At 66.7% G+C, this 16859-nt stretch carries 13 protein-coding genes and 1 pseudogene; 6 read left to right on the top strand and 8 right to left on the bottom strand.

Annotated elements, in window-relative coordinates; translation table 11 throughout:
- Nucleotides 1–79: 79 nt before the first annotated feature.
- Together rpsA and coaE are read left to right on the top strand one after the other, a co-directional pair.
- The gene (rpsA, locus tag CDN38_RS00875) at nt 80–1525 is read left to right on the top strand and encodes a 30S ribosomal protein S1 (protein WP_075511386.1); all 1446 of its coding nucleotides are present in this window, start codon (nt 80–82) and stop codon (nt 1523–1525) included.
- A 6-nt stretch (nt 1526–1531) separates the two neighbouring features.
- A complete protein-coding gene (gene coaE, locus CDN38_RS00870; RefSeq protein ID WP_075511370.1) occupies nt 1532–2755 on the top strand; it encodes a dephospho-CoA kinase in 1224 nt (407 codons plus the stop codon).
- 9 nt (nt 2756–2764) lie between these two features.
- Here the strand turns inward: coaE and CDN38_RS00865 are convergent, their stop codons facing one another.
- From CDN38_RS00865 to CDN38_RS00855, 3 genes are all read right to left on the bottom strand, one after another.
- Nucleotides 2765–3184 (bottom strand): hypothetical protein, encoded by a 420-nt coding sequence (locus CDN38_RS00865; RefSeq protein ID WP_075511371.1) that lies wholly within the window; start codon nt 3182–3184, stop codon nt 2765–2767.
- A 71-nt stretch (nt 3185–3255) separates the two neighbouring features.
- Nucleotides 3256–3822: a DNA polymerase ligase N-terminal domain-containing protein gene (locus CDN38_RS00860; protein WP_082277187.1), complete on the bottom strand. Its 567-nt coding sequence runs from the start codon at nt 3820–3822 to the stop codon at nt 3256–3258.
- A gap of 49 nt (nt 3823–3871) precedes the next feature.
- Nucleotides 3872–4312, bottom strand: a complete 441-nt coding sequence (locus tag CDN38_RS00855) for a ribonuclease FAU-1 family protein (RefSeq protein ID WP_099318732.1) — start codon at nt 4310–4312, stop codon at nt 3872–3874.
- Nucleotides 4313–4565: 253 nt separating this feature from the next.
- Between CDN38_RS00855 and uvrB the strand changes: the two genes are divergently transcribed.
- Entirely contained in the window at nt 4566–6746 is a 2181-nt protein-coding gene (uvrB, locus tag CDN38_RS00845) for an excinuclease ABC subunit UvrB (protein ID WP_075511373.1), read from the top strand.
- A gap of 25 nt (nt 6747–6771) precedes the next feature.
- Nucleotides 6772–8184 carry an MFS transporter gene (locus tag CDN38_RS00840; protein WP_099318731.1) on the top strand — a complete coding sequence of 471 codons (1413 nt, stop codon included), beginning with the start codon at nt 6772–6774 and terminating at the stop codon, nt 8182–8184.
- On the opposite strand, the gene CDN38_RS00835 is transcribed toward CDN38_RS00840, so the two are convergent.
- Entirely contained in the window at nt 8173–9840 is a 1668-nt protein-coding gene (locus CDN38_RS00835) for a mannosyltransferase (protein ID WP_142361227.1), read from the bottom strand. The genes CDN38_RS00840 and CDN38_RS00835 overlap by 12 nt on opposite strands.
- A 226-nt stretch (nt 9841–10066) precedes the next feature.
- Between CDN38_RS00835 and CDN38_RS00830 the strand changes: the two genes are divergently transcribed.
- Complete coding sequence (locus CDN38_RS00830; protein WP_075511376.1) at nt 10067–10507, top strand: universal stress protein; 441 nt, start codon at nt 10067–10069, stop codon at nt 10505–10507.
- A gap of 43 nt (nt 10508–10550) precedes the next feature.
- Here the strand turns inward: CDN38_RS00830 and CDN38_RS00825 are convergent, their stop codons facing one another.
- The 3 genes from CDN38_RS00825 to CDN38_RS00815 form a co-directional block, all read right to left on the bottom strand.
- A complete protein-coding gene (locus CDN38_RS00825; protein ID WP_075511377.1) occupies nt 10551–11393 on the bottom strand; it encodes an SDR family NAD(P)-dependent oxidoreductase in 843 nt (280 codons plus the stop codon).
- 40 nt (nt 11394–11433) lie between these two features.
- The gene (locus CDN38_RS00820) at nt 11434–12342 is read right to left on the bottom strand and encodes a 2-oxo acid dehydrogenase subunit E2 (RefSeq protein ID WP_082277188.1); all 909 of its coding nucleotides are present in this window, start codon (nt 12340–12342) and stop codon (nt 11434–11436) included.
- 163 nt (nt 12343–12505) lie between these two features.
- A complete protein-coding gene (locus CDN38_RS00815) occupies nt 12506–13183 on the bottom strand; it encodes an MBL fold metallo-hydrolase (protein WP_075511388.1) in 678 nt (225 codons plus the stop codon).
- A gap of 153 nt (nt 13184–13336) precedes the next feature.
- Between CDN38_RS00815 and uvrA the strand changes: the two genes are divergently transcribed.
- Nucleotides 13337–16246 (top strand): excinuclease ABC subunit UvrA, encoded by a 2910-nt coding sequence (gene uvrA, locus CDN38_RS00810; protein WP_075511379.1) that lies wholly within the window; start codon nt 13337–13339, stop codon nt 16244–16246.
- Between the two features lie 134 nt (nt 16247–16380).
- Here the strand turns inward: uvrA and CDN38_RS29910 are convergent.
- Nucleotides 16381–16859: pseudogene (locus tag CDN38_RS29910) on the bottom strand (hypothetical protein); the annotation flags it as partial.

The raw sequence follows: 16859 nt of genomic DNA, 5'->3' as shown, positions 1-16859 counted from the left end.
CGTCGGCTCGATGGCGGGTCATCGACAACTCAAGTTTCCACATCCCTACGACCGACCCTGTCCGGAGCAACCCAACAATATGCCGAGTCCCGCCGTCACCTCGCCGCAAGTAGCCGTCAACGACATTGGCTCCTCCGAGGACTTTCTCGCAGCAATAGACAAAACGATCAAGTACTTCAACGATGGCGACATCGTCGAAGGCACCATCGTCAAAGTGGACCGGGACGAGGTGCTCCTCGACATCGGCTACAAGACTGAAGGGGTCATCCCCGCCCGCGAACTCTCCATCAAGCACGACGTCGACCCCAACGAGGTCGTTGCCGTCGGCGACAAGGTCGAGGCCCTGGTGCTCACCAAGGAGGACAAAGAGGGCCGGCTGATCCTGTCGAAGAAGCGCGCCCAGTACGAGCGCGCCTGGGGCACCATCGAGGCGCTCAAGGAGAAGGACGAGGCGGTCAAGGGCACCGTCATCGAGGTGGTCAAGGGCGGCCTGATCCTCGACATCGGGCTGCGCGGCTTCCTGCCGGCGTCGCTGGTCGAGATGCGCCGGGTCCGCGACCTGCAGCCGTACATCGGCAAGGAGATCGAAGCCAAGATCATCGAGCTGGACAAGAACCGCAACAACGTGGTCCTGTCGCGGCGGGCCTGGCTGGAGCAGACCCAATCCGAGGTGCGCAGCGAGTTCCTCAACAACCTGCAGAAGGGCACCATCCGCAAGGGCGTGGTCTCTTCGATCGTCAACTTCGGCGCCTTCGTCGACCTCGGCGGTGTGGACGGTCTGGTGCACGTCTCCGAGCTGTCCTGGAAGCACATCGACCACCCGTCCGAGGTGGTTGCGGTGGGCGACGAGGTCACCGTCGAGGTGCTCGACGTGGATATGGATCGCGAGCGGGTTTCGTTGTCGCTGAAGGCAACTCAGGAAGACCCGTGGCGCCACTTCGCGCGTACCCACGCGATCGGGCAGATCGTGCCGGGCAAGGTCACCAAGCTGGTGCCGTTCGGCGCGTTCGTTCGCGTCGAGGAGGGCATCGAAGGGCTGGTGCACATTTCGGAGCTGGCCGAGCGCCACGTCGAGGTGCCCGACCAGGTGGTTGCCGTCGGCGACGACGCGATGGTCAAGGTCATCGACATCGACCTGGAGCGTCGCCGAATTTCGTTGTCGCTCAAGCAGGCCAACGAGGACTACACCGAGGAGTTCGACCCGGCGAAGTACGGGATGGCCGACAGCTACGACGAGCAGGGCAACTACATCTTCCCCGAGGGCTTCGATCCCGACACCAACGAATGGATGGACGGATTCGACGCGCAGCGCACCGAATGGGAAGCGCGCTACGCCGAGGCCGAGCGGCGGCACAAGATGCATACCGCGCAGATGGAGAAGTTCGCCGCGGCCGAGGCCGCTGGACACGGCGGCGGCGAGCAGCCCTCGGGCAGCCCGGCGCCGCCGGAGAAGGCCGCGGGCGGGTCACTGGCCAGCGACGCCCAGCTGGCGGCGCTGCGGGAAAAACTCGCCGGCAACGCGTAGTCGCCGATGCTGCGCGTCGGACTCACCGGCGGCATCGGCGCCGGCAAGTCGGTGCTGTCCACCACGTTCGCGCAGTGCGGTGGAATCGTCGTCGACGGGGATGTGCTGGCCCGCGAGGTAGTCGAGCCGGGCACCCAGGGGCTTGCGGCACTGGTCGACGCCTTCGGCGACGACATCCTGCTGCCCAGCGGGGCGCTGGATCGACCGGCGTTGGCCGCCAAGGCGTTTCGCGATGACGAGGCGCGGGCGAAACTCAACCGGATCGTCCACCCGCTGGTGGCCCGCCGCCGCGCCGAGATCATCGCGGCGGTAGCGCAGGATGCGGTTGTCGTCGAAGACATTCCGCTGCTGGTCGAATCGGGGATGGCGCCGCTGTTCCCGCTGGTGGTGATCGTGCACGCCGACGCCGAACAGCGGGTACGACGGCTGGTCGAGCAGCGCGGCATGTCCGAAGCGGACGCCCGCGCCCGGATCGCCGCGCAGGCCACCGACGAGCAGCGCCGTGAAGTCGCCGATGTCTGGCTGGACAACTCGGGCAGCCGGGACGTCTTGGTCGAGCGGGCCCGCAACGTCTGGTACAACCGGATATTGCCGTTCGCCCATAACCTCAGCGAGCGTCGGATCGCCCGCCCCCCGGCACGGCTGGTGCTGCCCGATCCGAGCTGGCCGGACCAGGCCCGCCGCATCGTCAACCGGCTCAAGACGGCAGCCGGCCACCGGGCTTTGCGGGTGGACCACATCGGGTCCACCGCCGTGCCGAACTACGGAGCCAAGGACGTCATCGACATCCAGATCACCGTCGAATCACTGGCGGTGGCAGACGAACTCGCCGACTCGCTGCTATCCGCCGGTTATCCGCGGCTGGAGCACGTCACCCGGGACGTCGCCAAAGCCGATGCGCGCAGCACCGTCGACCACTACGATCACACTTCGGATGCTACGTTGTGGCACAAGCGCTTTCACGCTTCCGCAGATCCGGGGCGGCCGACGAATGTGCATATCCGGGTGGACGGTTGGCCCAATCAGCAGTTCGCCCTGCTGTTCGTGGACTGGCTACGGGCCAACCCCGGTGTCCAGGACGACTACCTGTCGCTCAAGCGAGCCGCGGAGCATACCGCCGCATCCGGTGGCGGCGACATCGCGCACTACGTGACGGCCAAAGAGCCGTGGTTTCTCGACGCCTACCGGCGGGCGTGGGACTGGGCCGATTCCGTCGGCTGGCGCCCGTAACGCCGCGGGTCAGGTGCCGGGCAGCGGGGCGCCGCACTGCAGTACCCCGCTCAGGGGATCACTGTCGCCCGGCTTGGGCCTGACGAACTGGTCGACTTGGGTGGCGACGTTGTCGTCGACGTCGATTTCGCAGTGGACATTCGCCGAGTAGGGCCAGTGCAGCGACACCTGCATCCCTGCCTGCTGCGGATCGGCCAGTACTGCGTTGGCCTCGAACACGTTGCCGGGCATCGGGCTCAGCGGGGCGGTGGATGTCTGGCCGTCGTTGACCACGAAGGTGGCCTGACTACCGGGTGCGACACCGTCGATCCTGGCGATGTAGGTGACGTTGTGGAGATCGGCCAGCGCGGTTGCGGGGTCTAGTTGTGAGCCGACCGCGACGGCCGTCATCGCGGCGATCGTAGACCATTTCTGCGTGGTGGAGCTCATATCGATGACGATACGCCCGGCGCGTGGTCACTCAGCGGGTCACGAAGCGCGTGAGCGTTTGCCGAAATCCTTTACGACGAGTTGTCCAACTTGCCACCGGATAACACCGATTCGGGTTGGCTCATCCCGAGTTCCGGCCGTGCATCGGCGTCGCCGGGCTGAACGGCGTCGTTGCGTTTGGTCAGGAGCCAGGTCTCGTCCTCGCCTTCGCGGATCCGGGTGAGTGCGTAGCCGCCGCGCAGTGTCCGGCCATGCAAGTGGAACCAAAGATGGCCGCGCTCGAGACCCTTGATCATTTCGTGCCCCGTCATGTTGGCGTAGGTGCCGTGGTCCCAGACGATGACGCCACGGGCCGGTTCGAAGGTGGTGTACTGCACCGGGTGATCCGCGACGCGTAGGGCCATCCGCTTGTCCTTCGGATCGGTCGACGGGCTTCGGGGTATCGCCCAGCAGACGAGCATGCCGTCGATCTCGAGGGACAGGTCATAGTGGTCGCTGTGTGCCACGTGGTGGCGGATGACGAAACGTGGGCCCTGCCCGGTCGTCAGCTTCTTCGGGCGGTGCCGTCCTCCTGGTGCGCCGCGGCGTACGGTGATGGCGCCGGACAGCCCAATGCGCCGGTATCCGGTCAATTGCATACGACACGGATACCCGCGATGGCCGCAAATGACCCGCAGCGGCCGGCGATCAACCGGAGCGCCAGGTGAGGGCCATGTCGTAGGCGGCCAACCAGCGCACCAGGTCGTAGTCATGGCGGGCCAGGCCGTCGACGGCAGTCACCGCCCGCTGTAGTGCCTGCTCAGCGACCTCGGCGGGCAACAATCCGTGGCGGACCGCATCCAGCAGTTCATCGACGTCGGCCAATCTGGCTCCGCGTCCGGTGCGGACCTCGATGTCGAGGTAGTGATCTTCGGACCGCCACACCGCGGCGCCGGGCGTGTATTCACCCACGTCGAGGTAGTGGTCGTAGTCGCGTTCGTGGCCAGGGTTGAAGTGAAAGACGTTGGCGCGCAACCCGAATGACGGCAGCAGCCAGGATTCGAGGTAATGGAACTGGGCACGGCCCGGGGTGGGCCGGGCCAGATAGAGCCCCCATGGATGCACGGCGTACTCATCGACGGCCCGCACGATGCCTTTGGGATCGGTGTTGGTGCGGGCCACCAGGTCGAACGTCTCGTGCTTGGGTGGGTGGATGAGGCCACCCTACCGGCCGGGGCCGTCCGTTATCGGCGCAAAGCGGGATGTTCCACGGGGGACAAGTCCGGCGTCGCAGCGCCGCGTCGTCCCGGTATCTGCCGGCTACCTGCTCGAATACGACCCGACAAGTGGTCGAGATCCGTCACGGCTGAGACGTGTCGGTACCTGGTTCTACTCTGATGACATGGCTTTTGCCACCGAGCACCCAGTAGTTGCCCATTCCGAATACCGCCCAGCCGCAGAGGACGTGGAAGGCTTGGTGCGCTCCGGCGCACGCTTCGAGGTGGTCAGCCCGCACGCACCCGCCGGCGACCAGCCGGCCGCCATCGACGAGCTGGAGCGCCGGATCAACGCGGGGGAGCGTGACGTGGTGCTCCTCGGCGCCACCGGCACCGGAAAGTCGGCCACCACCGCGTGGCTCATCGAGCGCCTGCAGCGCCCCACCTTGGTCATGGAACCCAACAAGACGCTGGCCGCCCAGATGGCGAACGAGCTACGAGAGATGTTGCCGCACAACGCCGTTGAGTACTTCGTGTCGTACTACGACTACTACCAGCCGGAGGCGTACATCGCGCAGACCGACACCTACATCGAGAAGGACAGCTCGATCAACGACGACGTGGAGCGGTTGCGCCACTCCGCCACGTCGGCGCTGCTGTCGCGGCGTGACGTGGTGGTGGTGGCCTCGGTGTCCTGCATCTACGGCCTGGGCACCCCGCAGTCCTACCTGGACCGCTCGGTCGAGTTGCGGGTCGGCAGCCAGGTGCCGCGCGACGGGTTGTTGCGGCTGCTGGTCGACGTGCAGTACACCCGCAACGACCTGTCCTTCACCCGCGGTTCGTTCCGGGTGCGCGGCGACACCGTGGAGATCATCCCCTCCTACGAGGAGCTGGCGGTTCGCATCGAGTTCTTCGGCGACGAGATCGAGGCGCTGTATTACCTGCACCCGCTGACCGGTGAGGTGATCCGCCAGGTCGACTCGCTGCGGATCTTCCCGGCTACCCACTACGTGGCCGGGGCCGAGCGGATGGCGCACGCGATCTCCACCATCGAGGAGGAGCTGGCCGAGCGGCTCGCCGAATTGGAGGGGCAGGGCAAGCTGCTGGAAGCCCAGCGGCTACGAATGCGCACCAACTACGACATCGAGATGATGCGGCAGGTCGGGTTCTGCTCGGGCATCGAAAATTACTCGCGACATATAGATGGGAGGCTGCCCGGGTCCGCACCCGCGACGTTGCTGGACTACTTTCCGGAGGATTTTCTGCTCGTCATCGACGAGTCGCACGTCACCGTGCCGCAGATCGGGGGCATGTACGAGGGTGATATCTCGCGCAAGCGCAATCTGGTCGAATATGGGTTCCGGCTGCCGTCGGCGTGCGACAACCGCCCGCTGACCTGGGAGGAGTTCGCCACCCGCATTGGGCAGACGGTATATCTGTCGGCCACGCCGGGACCGTACGAACTCAGCCAGTCCGGCGGCGAGTTCGTCGAGCAGGTGATCCGGCCGACCGGCCTGGTGGACCCGCAGGTGGTGGTGAAACCGACCAAGGGTCAGATCGACGATCTCATCGGGGAGATCCGCAAACGCGCCGATGCCGACCAGCGGGTGCTGGTGACGACACTGACCAAGAAGATGGCCGAAGACCTCACCGACTACCTGCTGGAGATGGGTATCCGGGTGCGCTACCTGCATTCCGAGGTCGACACGTTGCGCCGCGTCGAGCTGCTCCGGCAACTCAGGCTGGGCGACTACGACGTGCTGGTCGGCATCAATCTGTTGCGCGAGGGCCTGGACCTGCCCGAGGTGTCGCTGGTGTCGATCCTCGACGCCGACAAGGAGGGCTTTTTGCGGTCGTCGCGCAGTCTGATCCAGACGATCGGCCGCGCCGCGCGCAACGTCTCCGGCGAAGTGCACATGTACGCGGACAAGATCACCGACTCGATGAAAGAGGCCATCGACGAGACCGAGCGGCGCCGGGCAAAGCAGATCGCCTACAACGAGGCCAACGGGATCGACCCGCAGCCGCTGCGCAAGAAGATCGCCGACATCCTTGACCAGGTCTATCGCGAGGCCGCGGATAGTGATGCCACCGAGGCGGTCGCGGTCGGCGGGTCGGGCCGCAACGCGTCCCGCGGGCGACGTGCCCAGGGTGCGCCCGGTCGCGCGCTCAGCGCGGGGGTCTTCGAGGGCCGCGACACCTCGAACATGCCCCGCGCCGAGCTGGCGGACCTGATCAAGGACCTCACCGAGCAGATGATGGCCGCCGCGCGCGATCTGCAGTTCGAACTGGCCGCCCGGTTCCGCGACGAAATTGCCGACCTGAAAAAGGAATTGCGCGGGATGGACGCTGCCGGGCTGAAGTGAGGGTCGGCACGCCTACGGTGTAGCTGTGACCGAGACGGCGAGCGAGACCGGCAGCTGGCGCGAACTGCTGAGCAGGCACTTGGGGACGGCCACCATGCTGGCCGGCGGCGTCGCGTTGTACGCCACCAACGAGTTCCTGACCATCAGCCTCCTTCCGAGCACCATCGCCGAAATCGGTGGCAGCCGGCTGTATGCCTGGGTGACGACCCTGTATCTGGTGGGTTCGGTGGTGGCGGCCACGTCGGTCAACCCGATGCTGCTGCGGGTCGGTGCCCGCACCTCGTATCTGATGGGACTGACCGTCTTCGGCGTCGCGAGCCTCCTGTGTGCGGCCGCGCCGAATATGGAGACCCTGGTCGCCGGACGCACCCTGCAGGGGGTGGCCGGCGGACTGTTGGCCGGACTCGGCTACGCGCTGATCAACGCCGCGCTGCCGCATCGGCTGTGGACGCGCGGCTCGGCGCTGGTGTCGGCGATGTGGGGGGTGGCGACGCTGGTCGGGCCCGCCTCGGGCGGACTTTTCGCGCAGTTCGGGCTGTGGCGGTGGGCGTTCGCTGCGATGGCGGTGATGGCCGGGCTGATGGCCCTGTTGGTGCTGGCCGTGCTGAGCAGCCGGGGCGGCGCAAGCGGTGGTCAGCAGGTAACCGCCGCGCACAAGGTGCCGGTGTGGTCATTGTTGCTGATGGGCGCTGCTGCCCTGGCAGTCAGCGTCGCCGAACTCCCGCGCTACCTGGTGCAGACCGCCGGGCTGCTCGCCGCCGCTGTGCTGCTGATCGGGATCTTTGTGGTCGTCGACTGGCGAATGCACGTAGCAGTGTTGCCGCACAGCGTCTTTGGCCCCGGACCGTTGAGATGGATTTACCTGACCATGTCGGTGCAGATGGTCGCCGCGATGGTGACCACCTATGTGCCGCTGTTCGGTCAGCGGTTGGGCAACCTCACACCGATGGCCGCCGGATTCCTGGGTGCGTCACTGGCGGTGGGCTGGACGGCCAGCGAGATCGTCAGCGCATCGGTGAACAACACCCGAGTGATCGGGCATGTGGTGGCGGCGGCGCCGTTGGTGATGGCGTCGGGCTTGGCGCTGGGCGCCGTCACCCAGCGTGGCGATGCGCCCCTCGGGGTGGTCGCGCTGTGGGCGCTGGCGTTGCTGGTCACCGGGACCGGGATCGGGATCGCTTGGCCTCATCTGTCCGCGTGGGCGATGGATTCCGTCGACGATCCGGCCGAGAGCGGCGCCGCCGCGGCGGCCATCAACATCGTGCAGCTGATCTCGGCGGCCTTCGGCGCCGGCCTGGCCGGTGTCGTGGTTAACACGACCGAGGGGGGTGAAGTGGCGGCCGCTCGCTGGTTGTTCGCGGTGTTCACCGTGCTAGCCGCCCTCGGGTTCGTCGCCTCCTACCGCGCGACCCAGCGCGCACGTCGTTCACCGGGTTGATTTGACGACCTGCGAGTAGTGGAACTGCCACCGCTCGACGATGTGGAAGCCCAGGTAGCCGGGAAACTGGTGCACCGGCGTGCGCCCGAACGCCGTTCCTGGCGACAAACGTTGTCCCACTTGATGATCCGGCAATGATTTGTCACGGTTGGTGATCGTCCACAGGGTCGTGCATTTGTTGATCTTGGCGGTCGTCAGCCACACCGCGACGTGGCCGTCCCACAGCGTGCCGACCTTGGGCCCGTAGGCGCCGCGTTCGACGTCGACCAACGACCGGAACGCCGCCGGCCGGGTGGCCAGCAGCGCCCGGATCGGCCCCGGTTTCCACGGCACGGTGTTGTCCACCAGCAGGCAGTCTCCGGGCGCGGCATGGGCGCTGATGACGTCGGCCACCTGGCTGTAATCCCACCCCTCCTTGGCGTAGGGCCCGCGTTGGGTGACGTAGTAGTTCGGGAACGCGGCGACGGCGAAGACCGCCACCGCACCGGCGATGAGCCAGGGCTTGCGGGCGACGGTGACGATGCAAATGGCCAGGATGACTGCCGCTCCGGGGGCGGTCAGGATCAGGTAGCGCGGGTAGTAGATGGGTTCGACGGCCGCCGAGTAGATCAGGACGACGGCGGTGGGAACGACGACCCACGCCACACCGGCGAGCAACAGCGGGCGGGTACCCTCGCCGGGCCCCGGCGCGCCGGTCAACCGCAGCACGACGGCAGCGGCGACGACCACGCCGGACAGGATGGCGAACGGAACACTGTGGTCGAAGTACTGGCGATGCACCACGTCGAGGAAAAGGTTTCGGTTCAGCCCGGAGATCCACCCGACCTGCCACACCTGTCCGTGGGCGAACAGGACGAAGGGCGTCATGGCCCCGGCCGCGGCCGCCGAGGCGACCGCCCACCAGATGGCGGGAGCTTTCCGCGATTGCGCCGGGGCCAGCAGTGGCAGCAGCACGGCGTACACCGGCACCAGCAGTCCCAAGTTGATGCTGATCAAGATCGACAGCATCAGCCCCAGCGCATACAGCAGCCACAGCCATGGCGTGTTGCGCCGCACCGCGGTGACCAGCAGCACCGTCAGCCAGACAGCGGCTGCCACCGACAGTGCCGAGGAGCGGGCCTCGATGCCCGCCCACGTCACCCGCGGCAGGATGGCAAAGACGGCTCCCGCACACACTGCGGTGCCGCGGCCGGAAAACTGCTTGGCGAACACGACGACGCCGCCGGCGGCGGCCCCGATGGCCAGGCTGCTGGGAACCCGCGACCAGAACTCGGTCGGCGGGAAGATCGCGAACCAGCGGTGCATCAGCAGGTAGTACAGGCCGTGTACGGCATCGATATGGCCCAGCAGGTTCCACAGCTCCGGCAGGGTGCGCCGTGCCGAAGCCGAAATCGTCGCACCCTCGTCGAACCACAGCGACGGCCGGCTGGCCCAGGCTCCGCTCACGACCGTCGCGAGCAAAGCGATCGCCCAGGGGTCGAGGCGCCGGCCACGGGCCTGCAAGCGCGCGGCCTCTCCCGCCAGTGTCGCCGCGTCCTGATCGAGTGTCGGTGCAGACATGATGTCTGTCACTGTAGGTCGCCGGCGATGATTCCGGTCACCAGCCGTCATCGCGCCACCCGGCCGGGCATCGGGCTGCACCGCCGCCGGAGCCATCCCGTATGATCACGCTATCTAGCGGAAAGCCTTGTACCACAAGCAGTTTCGTCGCGCATGGGGACTTTCGAGTGCATTGTCGTCATCCGCTGGTGTTCGCCGGCTGCGCGGCCTCGGCAAAACACGGATTGCGCCACGCCGTCGCGGTGTGGTTAATCTGGCCTATCTAGATCAACCAACGCGATACTGTCTGGGGTTGGCGTAGCAACCGACACTGGGAGGGTAAATGGGCGCCTATCGGACCGTGGTGGTAGGAACCGACGGCTCGGACTCGTCGATGCGGGCAGTGGACCGGGCCGCGCAGATCGCAGGGGCCGATGCCACGTTGATCATCGCGTCGGCGTACCTGCCTCAACACGAGGACGCCCGAGCCGCCGACGTCCTGAAGGACGAAAGCTACAAGGTGACGGGCACCGCCCCGATCTACGAGATCCTCCACGACGCCAAAGAACGGGCACACAACGCCGGCGCGAAGAACGTCGAGGAACGCGCCATCGTGGGCGCTCCGGTCGACGCGCTGGTCACCCTCGCCGAAGAAGCGAAGGCCGACCTCCTGGTGGTCGGCAACGTCGGCCTGAGCACGATCGCGGGGCGGTTGCTGGGTTCGGTGCCGGCCAACGTCTCGCGTCGGGCCAAGGTCGACGTGCTCATCGTGCACACCACCTAGCCTGCTGGGTGCTGCGGCGAGCGGATTCCCGTTCGGCGTATTTTCACCGGCGACTCGCCCTGACCGGGGGGTGAACCCGTGTCCTGGAGCGTTTTGTTTGATGCGGAATACCGGTGAGAACGAGTTCGGCAGTACGCCGGGGAGCCTCGGCAAGCATCGAGAAGACGGCTGCCCGCCTGGGCAGCCGGACGTGTTTGCGGCCCTGCTGTACAGCAGACACGACCTGATTGGCGACCATCTCGCGGGTGACCTCGACCATGAGGTGCATCCGGTAGAGCCGCCGGAAGGAATCAGCGGTCGGCGGGTATTCCTCGGTATGGGCCAGCAGGTCGGTGGGGATCGGCCCGAGTTCGACGAGAGTCGTGCGGATCGGCACGCCGCGAAGGTCGGCTCGCAGGCCCGCCGTGAAATGAGAAAGAGCCGCTTTGGAAGCCGAATAGGTCACTAATCCGGGAAGGGCTACACAGCCCGCCATCGAGGAGACGTTGACGATGTGCCCGCCGCCGCGGTGAAGCATTCGAGGGATCGCGTGCCGGCACAATTCGGCGGGCGCGAGGTAGTTGACCTCGGTTACTCGTCGCAAATCATCCTCGGGTGCGTCAGTGAAGCCACCCGTGTGGTTGTCGATGCCCGCATTGTTGACGAGGACGTCGATCGGCCCCACCTCGTCCTCGATGCGTGGAATCAGCATGCGTACCTGGCGGGGGTCCGACAGGTCGGCAACGTGGGCAGAACCTCCCAGCTCGCTCGCCAGCGTGCGCAGGGCCCCGTCGGTCCGCGCGACCAGCGCTACGCTTGCCCCGGCGGCGGCGAACGCATGTGCCAAAGCTGCGCCGATGCCTCGCGAAGCCCCGGTGATCAGGACCCGTTTTTGCGCTAGCTCCATGGCATCTCCTGCTGTCGGCGAACCGGGCGGCTAAGCCTGGCTAAGCCATCGCCGGCCGCTTCCCATTCGACTGGACGGGCGACCGGCGCGTCTTGCGCCGCGGCGCGGGACGGGGGACCGGGTCGAATGCGGCGGGATCGTCCAGATACTGGCGAAATACGTGGGCCATCGTCGCCGCCTGGTAACCGTCGACGAACCGGTGGTCCAGACCGATCGTCAGCGGCAGTACCGGGCGTACCACCGGTTGACCGTCTTCGGCGAGCACCTTGTCGGTCACCGCCCCGATCAGGATCCCGAATGGCACGTGGCAAAACGTCGGCCAGGGAGCGGCGGCCGTGTCCAGGCCGTAGGTGCCCACATTGCTGACGAGGATCGAACCGTAGGGGCGGGCCTCAAGCCCGAGGAAGGGCAGCGGCAGCTGCAGACTTTCGGTGACGAACGCGATCGCATCCATCACCGGGCGCAGCAGCAACGGGGGAAGGCCTTTGACCATGGCCTTGGCTTGCTTGAACTGTGGATCTTCGTTGTGGCGGATCCGTGCGGCACGGTCAGCCAGTTCTTTGGCGATGACCCAGGGCGGCTTCTCATTGATGCGACGCACGACGGCGCCGGAAAGATCGGTCCTGGCCGCTTCGACTCCCGTCACCACGTCTGTTCGCAGCGATACGACGAAAAAGCAGTCGATCGTCGGAGATGGCAGGAAGCTGCCGAACACCACCCGGCCGTTGAGGCCGGGCAGCGCTTCGACGACTTTTCCCGCCGCCCGGCCTACCAGATCCACGGGGGTGACATGCTGGCCGGTGGCCTCGCGGACCCGGGCGATGTAGTCCAGCAGCCGCGAAGCATCGACTTCGGCCGTCGCCCAGATGATCGGGTCCTTTCGGGGACGCCAGGTGGCCATGGCGATCTTGCGCCACACGGAGAACGGGATAGATGACGGTGCCCACATCGTCGGAGCTCCATTCCTTCGCGCCACGACCGGCGCCTACCTCACTTCGCGCCGGGCTTCGTGTGCGATTGTGCGCCGCCGCCGGGTCGCCGACGAGGGAACAAGGTCCTTACCGCCGCTGTCTTCCGGCCTTGTTCTGCCCTACGTCACCGCGATGCGTCGTTCACCAACCACGGTCGCGCCACTCCTGAAGGTGAGGGCGTTCGATGCCCAGCACGGTGTCGTCACCGTGGCCGGGGTAGATGACGGTGGAGTCGGCGTACACGTCGAATACCCGGGTGGTGACGTCGGTGAGCAGCTGGGTGAAATCGCCGGGCTGCCAGGTCTTGCCGACCCCGCCGGGAAACAGGCAGTCGCCGGTGAACAACTGCGTGACCCCGCCGGTCGCGGGCCCATCGAGTGCCAGCGCGACCGATCCCGGTGTGTGCCCGCGCAAGTGGATGACGTCGAATGTCAGCTCGCCGATCCGGACGGTGCCGCCGTTGGCCAGGAAACGATCAGGCTTGACCGGCAGCGGTTCGGCGTCGATTTGGTGGGCGGCGGTGGGGGCGCCGGTGGCTTCGGCCACCGCCTGCAGCGCCTGCCAGTGGTCGAAGTGCTGATGACTGGTGACGATCAACGACACTTTAGGCGCGTACCGCTGGATCAGGTCGATGAGCACGTCGGCGTCGTTGGCGGCGTCGATCAGTAGCGTTTCGCCGGTCGCAGCGCACGTCACCAGGTAGGCGTTGTTGTCCATGGGCCCCACCGACGCCTTGAGGATGGTGGCGCCGGGTAGCGTGCGCCGGGCCGCGGTCCCCGGGTCGACGTGTCCGGTGTAGTCGTCAGCGACGGTGGTCATGTGCGCCACTCTCCCCAGCAAGCGGTGGTACCCGCGACGATCGGCGCAGGTCATAGGCGTCACCTTACTGGTCCCCGAATGCTTGTCGGTACGGGCACATAGCATGGGAACGAACTCCGACTCGAGAAGGAACCCGTCAGTGAAAGGGCCTGGGTGGCTGAGCGCCTGATCGTCAAGGGTGCGCGCGAACACAACCTGCGCAGTGTCGACCTCGACCTGCCCCGCGACGCGATGATCGTCTTCACCGGATTGTCCGGATCCGGCAAATCGTCGCTGGCCTTCGACACCATCTTCGCCGAGGGTCAGCGGCGCTACGTGGAATCCCTTTCGGCCTATGCACGTCAGTTCCTCGGGCAGATGGACAAGCCCGACGTCGACTTCATCGAAGGGCTGTCTCCGGCGGTGTCCATCGACCAGAAGTCCACCAATCGCAACCCACGGTCGACGGTCGGCACGATCACCGAGGTGTACGACTATCTGCGGCTGCTCTATGCCCGTGCCGGCACGCCGCACTGCCCGGTCTGCGGGGAGCGGATCGCGCGCCAGACGCCCCAGCAAATCGTCGACCAGGTGCTGGCCATGGCGGAGGGCACCCGCTTTCTGGTGCTGGCGCCGGTGGTACGCACCCGTAAAGGCGAGTTCGCCGACCTGTTCGACAAGCTGAACGCCCAGGGCTACAGCCGCGTCCGGGTCGACGGTGTCGTGCATTCCTTGACCGATCCGCCGAAGCTGAAGAAACAGGAAAAGCATGACATCGAGGTCGTGGTGGATCGCCTCACCGTCAAAGCCACCGCCAAGCAGCGGCTCACCGATTCGGTGGAGACCGCGCTGAACTTGGCTGACGGCATCGTGGTGCTGGAGTTCCCCGACCACGAACCCGGCGCGCCGCACCGTGAGCAGCGGTTCTCCGAGAAACTCGCCTGCCCCAACGGGCATGCCCTGGCCGTCGACGACCTGGAACCGCGGTCGTTCTCGTTCAACTCGCCCTACGGCGCCTGCCCCGAATGCAGCGGTCTGGGCATCCGCAAGGAGGTCGACCCGGAGCTGGTGGTGCCCGACCCGGACCGCACCCTGGCCGAGGGTGCGGTCGCCCCATGGTCGACGGGCCACACCGCGGAGTACTTCACCCGGATGCTGGCCGGGCTGGGCGAGGCGATGGGCTTCGATGTCGACACTCCCTGGCGCAAGCTGCCGGCCAAGGCGCGCAAGGCGATTCTGGAAGGCTGCGACGAGCAGGTGCACGTGCGCTACCGCAACCGGTATGGACGCACCCGGTCGTACTATGCCGATTTCGAGGGCGTGCTGGCGTTCTTGGAACGCAAGATGTCGCAGACCGAGTCGGAGCAGATGAAGGAACGCTACGAAGGCTTCATGCGCGACGTGCCGTGCCCGGTATGCGAAGGCACCCGGCTCAAGCCGGAAATTCTGGCGGTGACGCTGGCCGGACGCGAGCTCGGCCCCAAGTCGATCGCCGAGGTCTGCGAGCTGTCGATCGCCGAGTGCGCGGACTTTCTTCAGCGCCTCGCCCTGGGTCCGCGCGAGCAGGCGATCGCGGGGCAGGTGCTCAAGGAAATCCAGTCGCGGCTCGGGTTTCTGCTCGACGTCGGGCTCGAGTACCTGTCGCTGTCGCGGGCGGCGGCCACCCTGTCCGGTGGTGAGGCGCAACGCATCCGGCTGGCCACCCAGATCGGTTCCGGGCTGGTGGGGGTGCTGTATGTGCTCGACGAGCCGTCCATCGGCCTACATCAGCGCGACAACCGTCGTCTCATCGAAACCCTCACCCGGCTAAGGGATTTGGGCAACACCCTGATCGTCGTCGAGCATGACCAGGACACCATCGCCCACGCCGACTGGATCGTCGACATCGGGCCGGGCGCCGGCGAGCACGGCGGCCGCATCGTGCACAGCGGACCGTACGACGAACTGCTGGCCGACAAGAACTCGATCACCGGAGCCTATCTGTCCGGGCGGGAAAGCATCGATATTCCCGCGATCCGTCGACCTGCCGACCCGCGGCGACAGCTCACCGTGGTCGGCGCCCGCGAACACAACCTGCGCGGCATCGACGTGTCCTTCCCGCTCGGTGTGCTGACGTCGGTGACCGGGGTGTCCGGGTCGGGCAAGTCGACACTGGTCAACGACATCCTGGCGGCGGTATTGGCTAACCGGCTCAACGGCGCCCGGCAGGTTCCCGGCCGCCATACCCGGGTCGCCGGACTGGACCATCTGGACAAGCTGGTGCGGGTGGACCAATCGCCGATCGGTCGCACGCCGCGATCCAACCCGGCCACCTATACCGGGGTGTTCGACAAGATCCGCACCCTGTTCGCCGCCACCACCGAGGCCAAGGTCCGCGGCTACCAACCGGGCCGGTTCTCGTTCAACGTCAAGGGCGGCCGCTGCGAGGCCTGTACCGGCGACGGCACCATCAAGATCGAGATGAACTTCCTGCCCGACGTGTACGTGCCCTGCGAGGTGTGCCAGGGCGCCCGTTACAACCGGGAAACCCTCGAGGTGCATTACAAGGGCAAGACCATCTCCGAGGTGCTGGACATGTCGATCGAGGAGGCGGCGCAGTTCTTCGAGCCGATCACCGGCATTCACCGCTACCTGCAGACTCTCGTCGACGTCGGCCTGGGCTACGTCAGGCTCGGCCAGCCCGCACCGACGCTGTCCGGCGGTGAGGCGCAGCGGGTCAAGCTGGCCTCCGAGTTACAGAAACGCTCGACCGGGCGCACCATTTACATCCTCGACGAACCCACCACCGGCCTGCATTTCGAGGACATCCGCAAGCTGCTCAAGGTGATCAACGGTCTGGTCGACAAGGGCAATACGGTCATCGTCATCGAACACAACCTGGACGTGATCAAGACCTCGGACTGGATCGTCGATATGGGACCGGAGGGTGGCGCGGGGGGTGGAACAGTTGTCGCCCAGGGCACGCCGGAGGACGTCGCCGCCGTGCCGGAAAGCTACACGGGCAAGTTCCTGGCGGAAGTCGTCGGCACCGGGAAGCCGGCGGGCCCACCCCGGTCGAACCGCCGGCGCAAAGTCAGCGCCTGAGCCGAAATAGCGGCGGCGCATGCCGCGGTCCAGGCGCGATCATGTCCAGGGGTGGACGCGTCGTTTTGTGTCTGTAGCAGCGGCGAAGACCGGTCAACTCGACAACCCGTTTGAAGCCGAGGACGTGACCTTGATCAGCCGGGCGCCCCGGGCGCGCCGGCTTTCCCGGTGGCGCCCTGCGCCCCTGGGCTACCAGTTGCGCCCGGTGAGCCATCTGGTGCGCCGCCGCCAGGCGCCCCGCCGCCATTGCCGACACCTCCTGTGCCGCCACCGCCGGGAAGGCCGCCGGTGCCGCCGGCGCCGGACACGCCGGGTCGGCCGATGAGTCCGCCGCCGCCACCTACTCCGCCGTTTCCGCCGTTTCCGCCATCTCCGCCGATACCGCCCACGCCGCCGTCGCCTCCCGCTCCGCCGTTGCCTCCCGGACCTGCCGGATTGTTTGGCGGTGTCGGGGGGCTGCCGGGGGTACCGGAGCCGCCGCCGCCGCCGATGCCGCCGGTACCGCCTACACCGCCTAGGAGGGTGGTGTTTTTCGCGTGGCGTTGACCCGATAGTCGGGCGTGATCGGTGAGAATGGTTGGGTGAGTTTGGGTTTGACGCCGAAGCAGGCGGA

Origin of the sequence: Mycobacterium ostraviense, assembly GCF_002705925.1 — a bacterium.
GTDB classification, from domain to species: domain Bacteria; phylum Actinomycetota; class Actinomycetes; order Mycobacteriales; family Mycobacteriaceae; genus Mycobacterium; species Mycobacterium ostraviense.
Note: the sequence above shows the minus strand (reverse complement) of the source record. Positions and strands in the feature narration are given on the sequence as shown.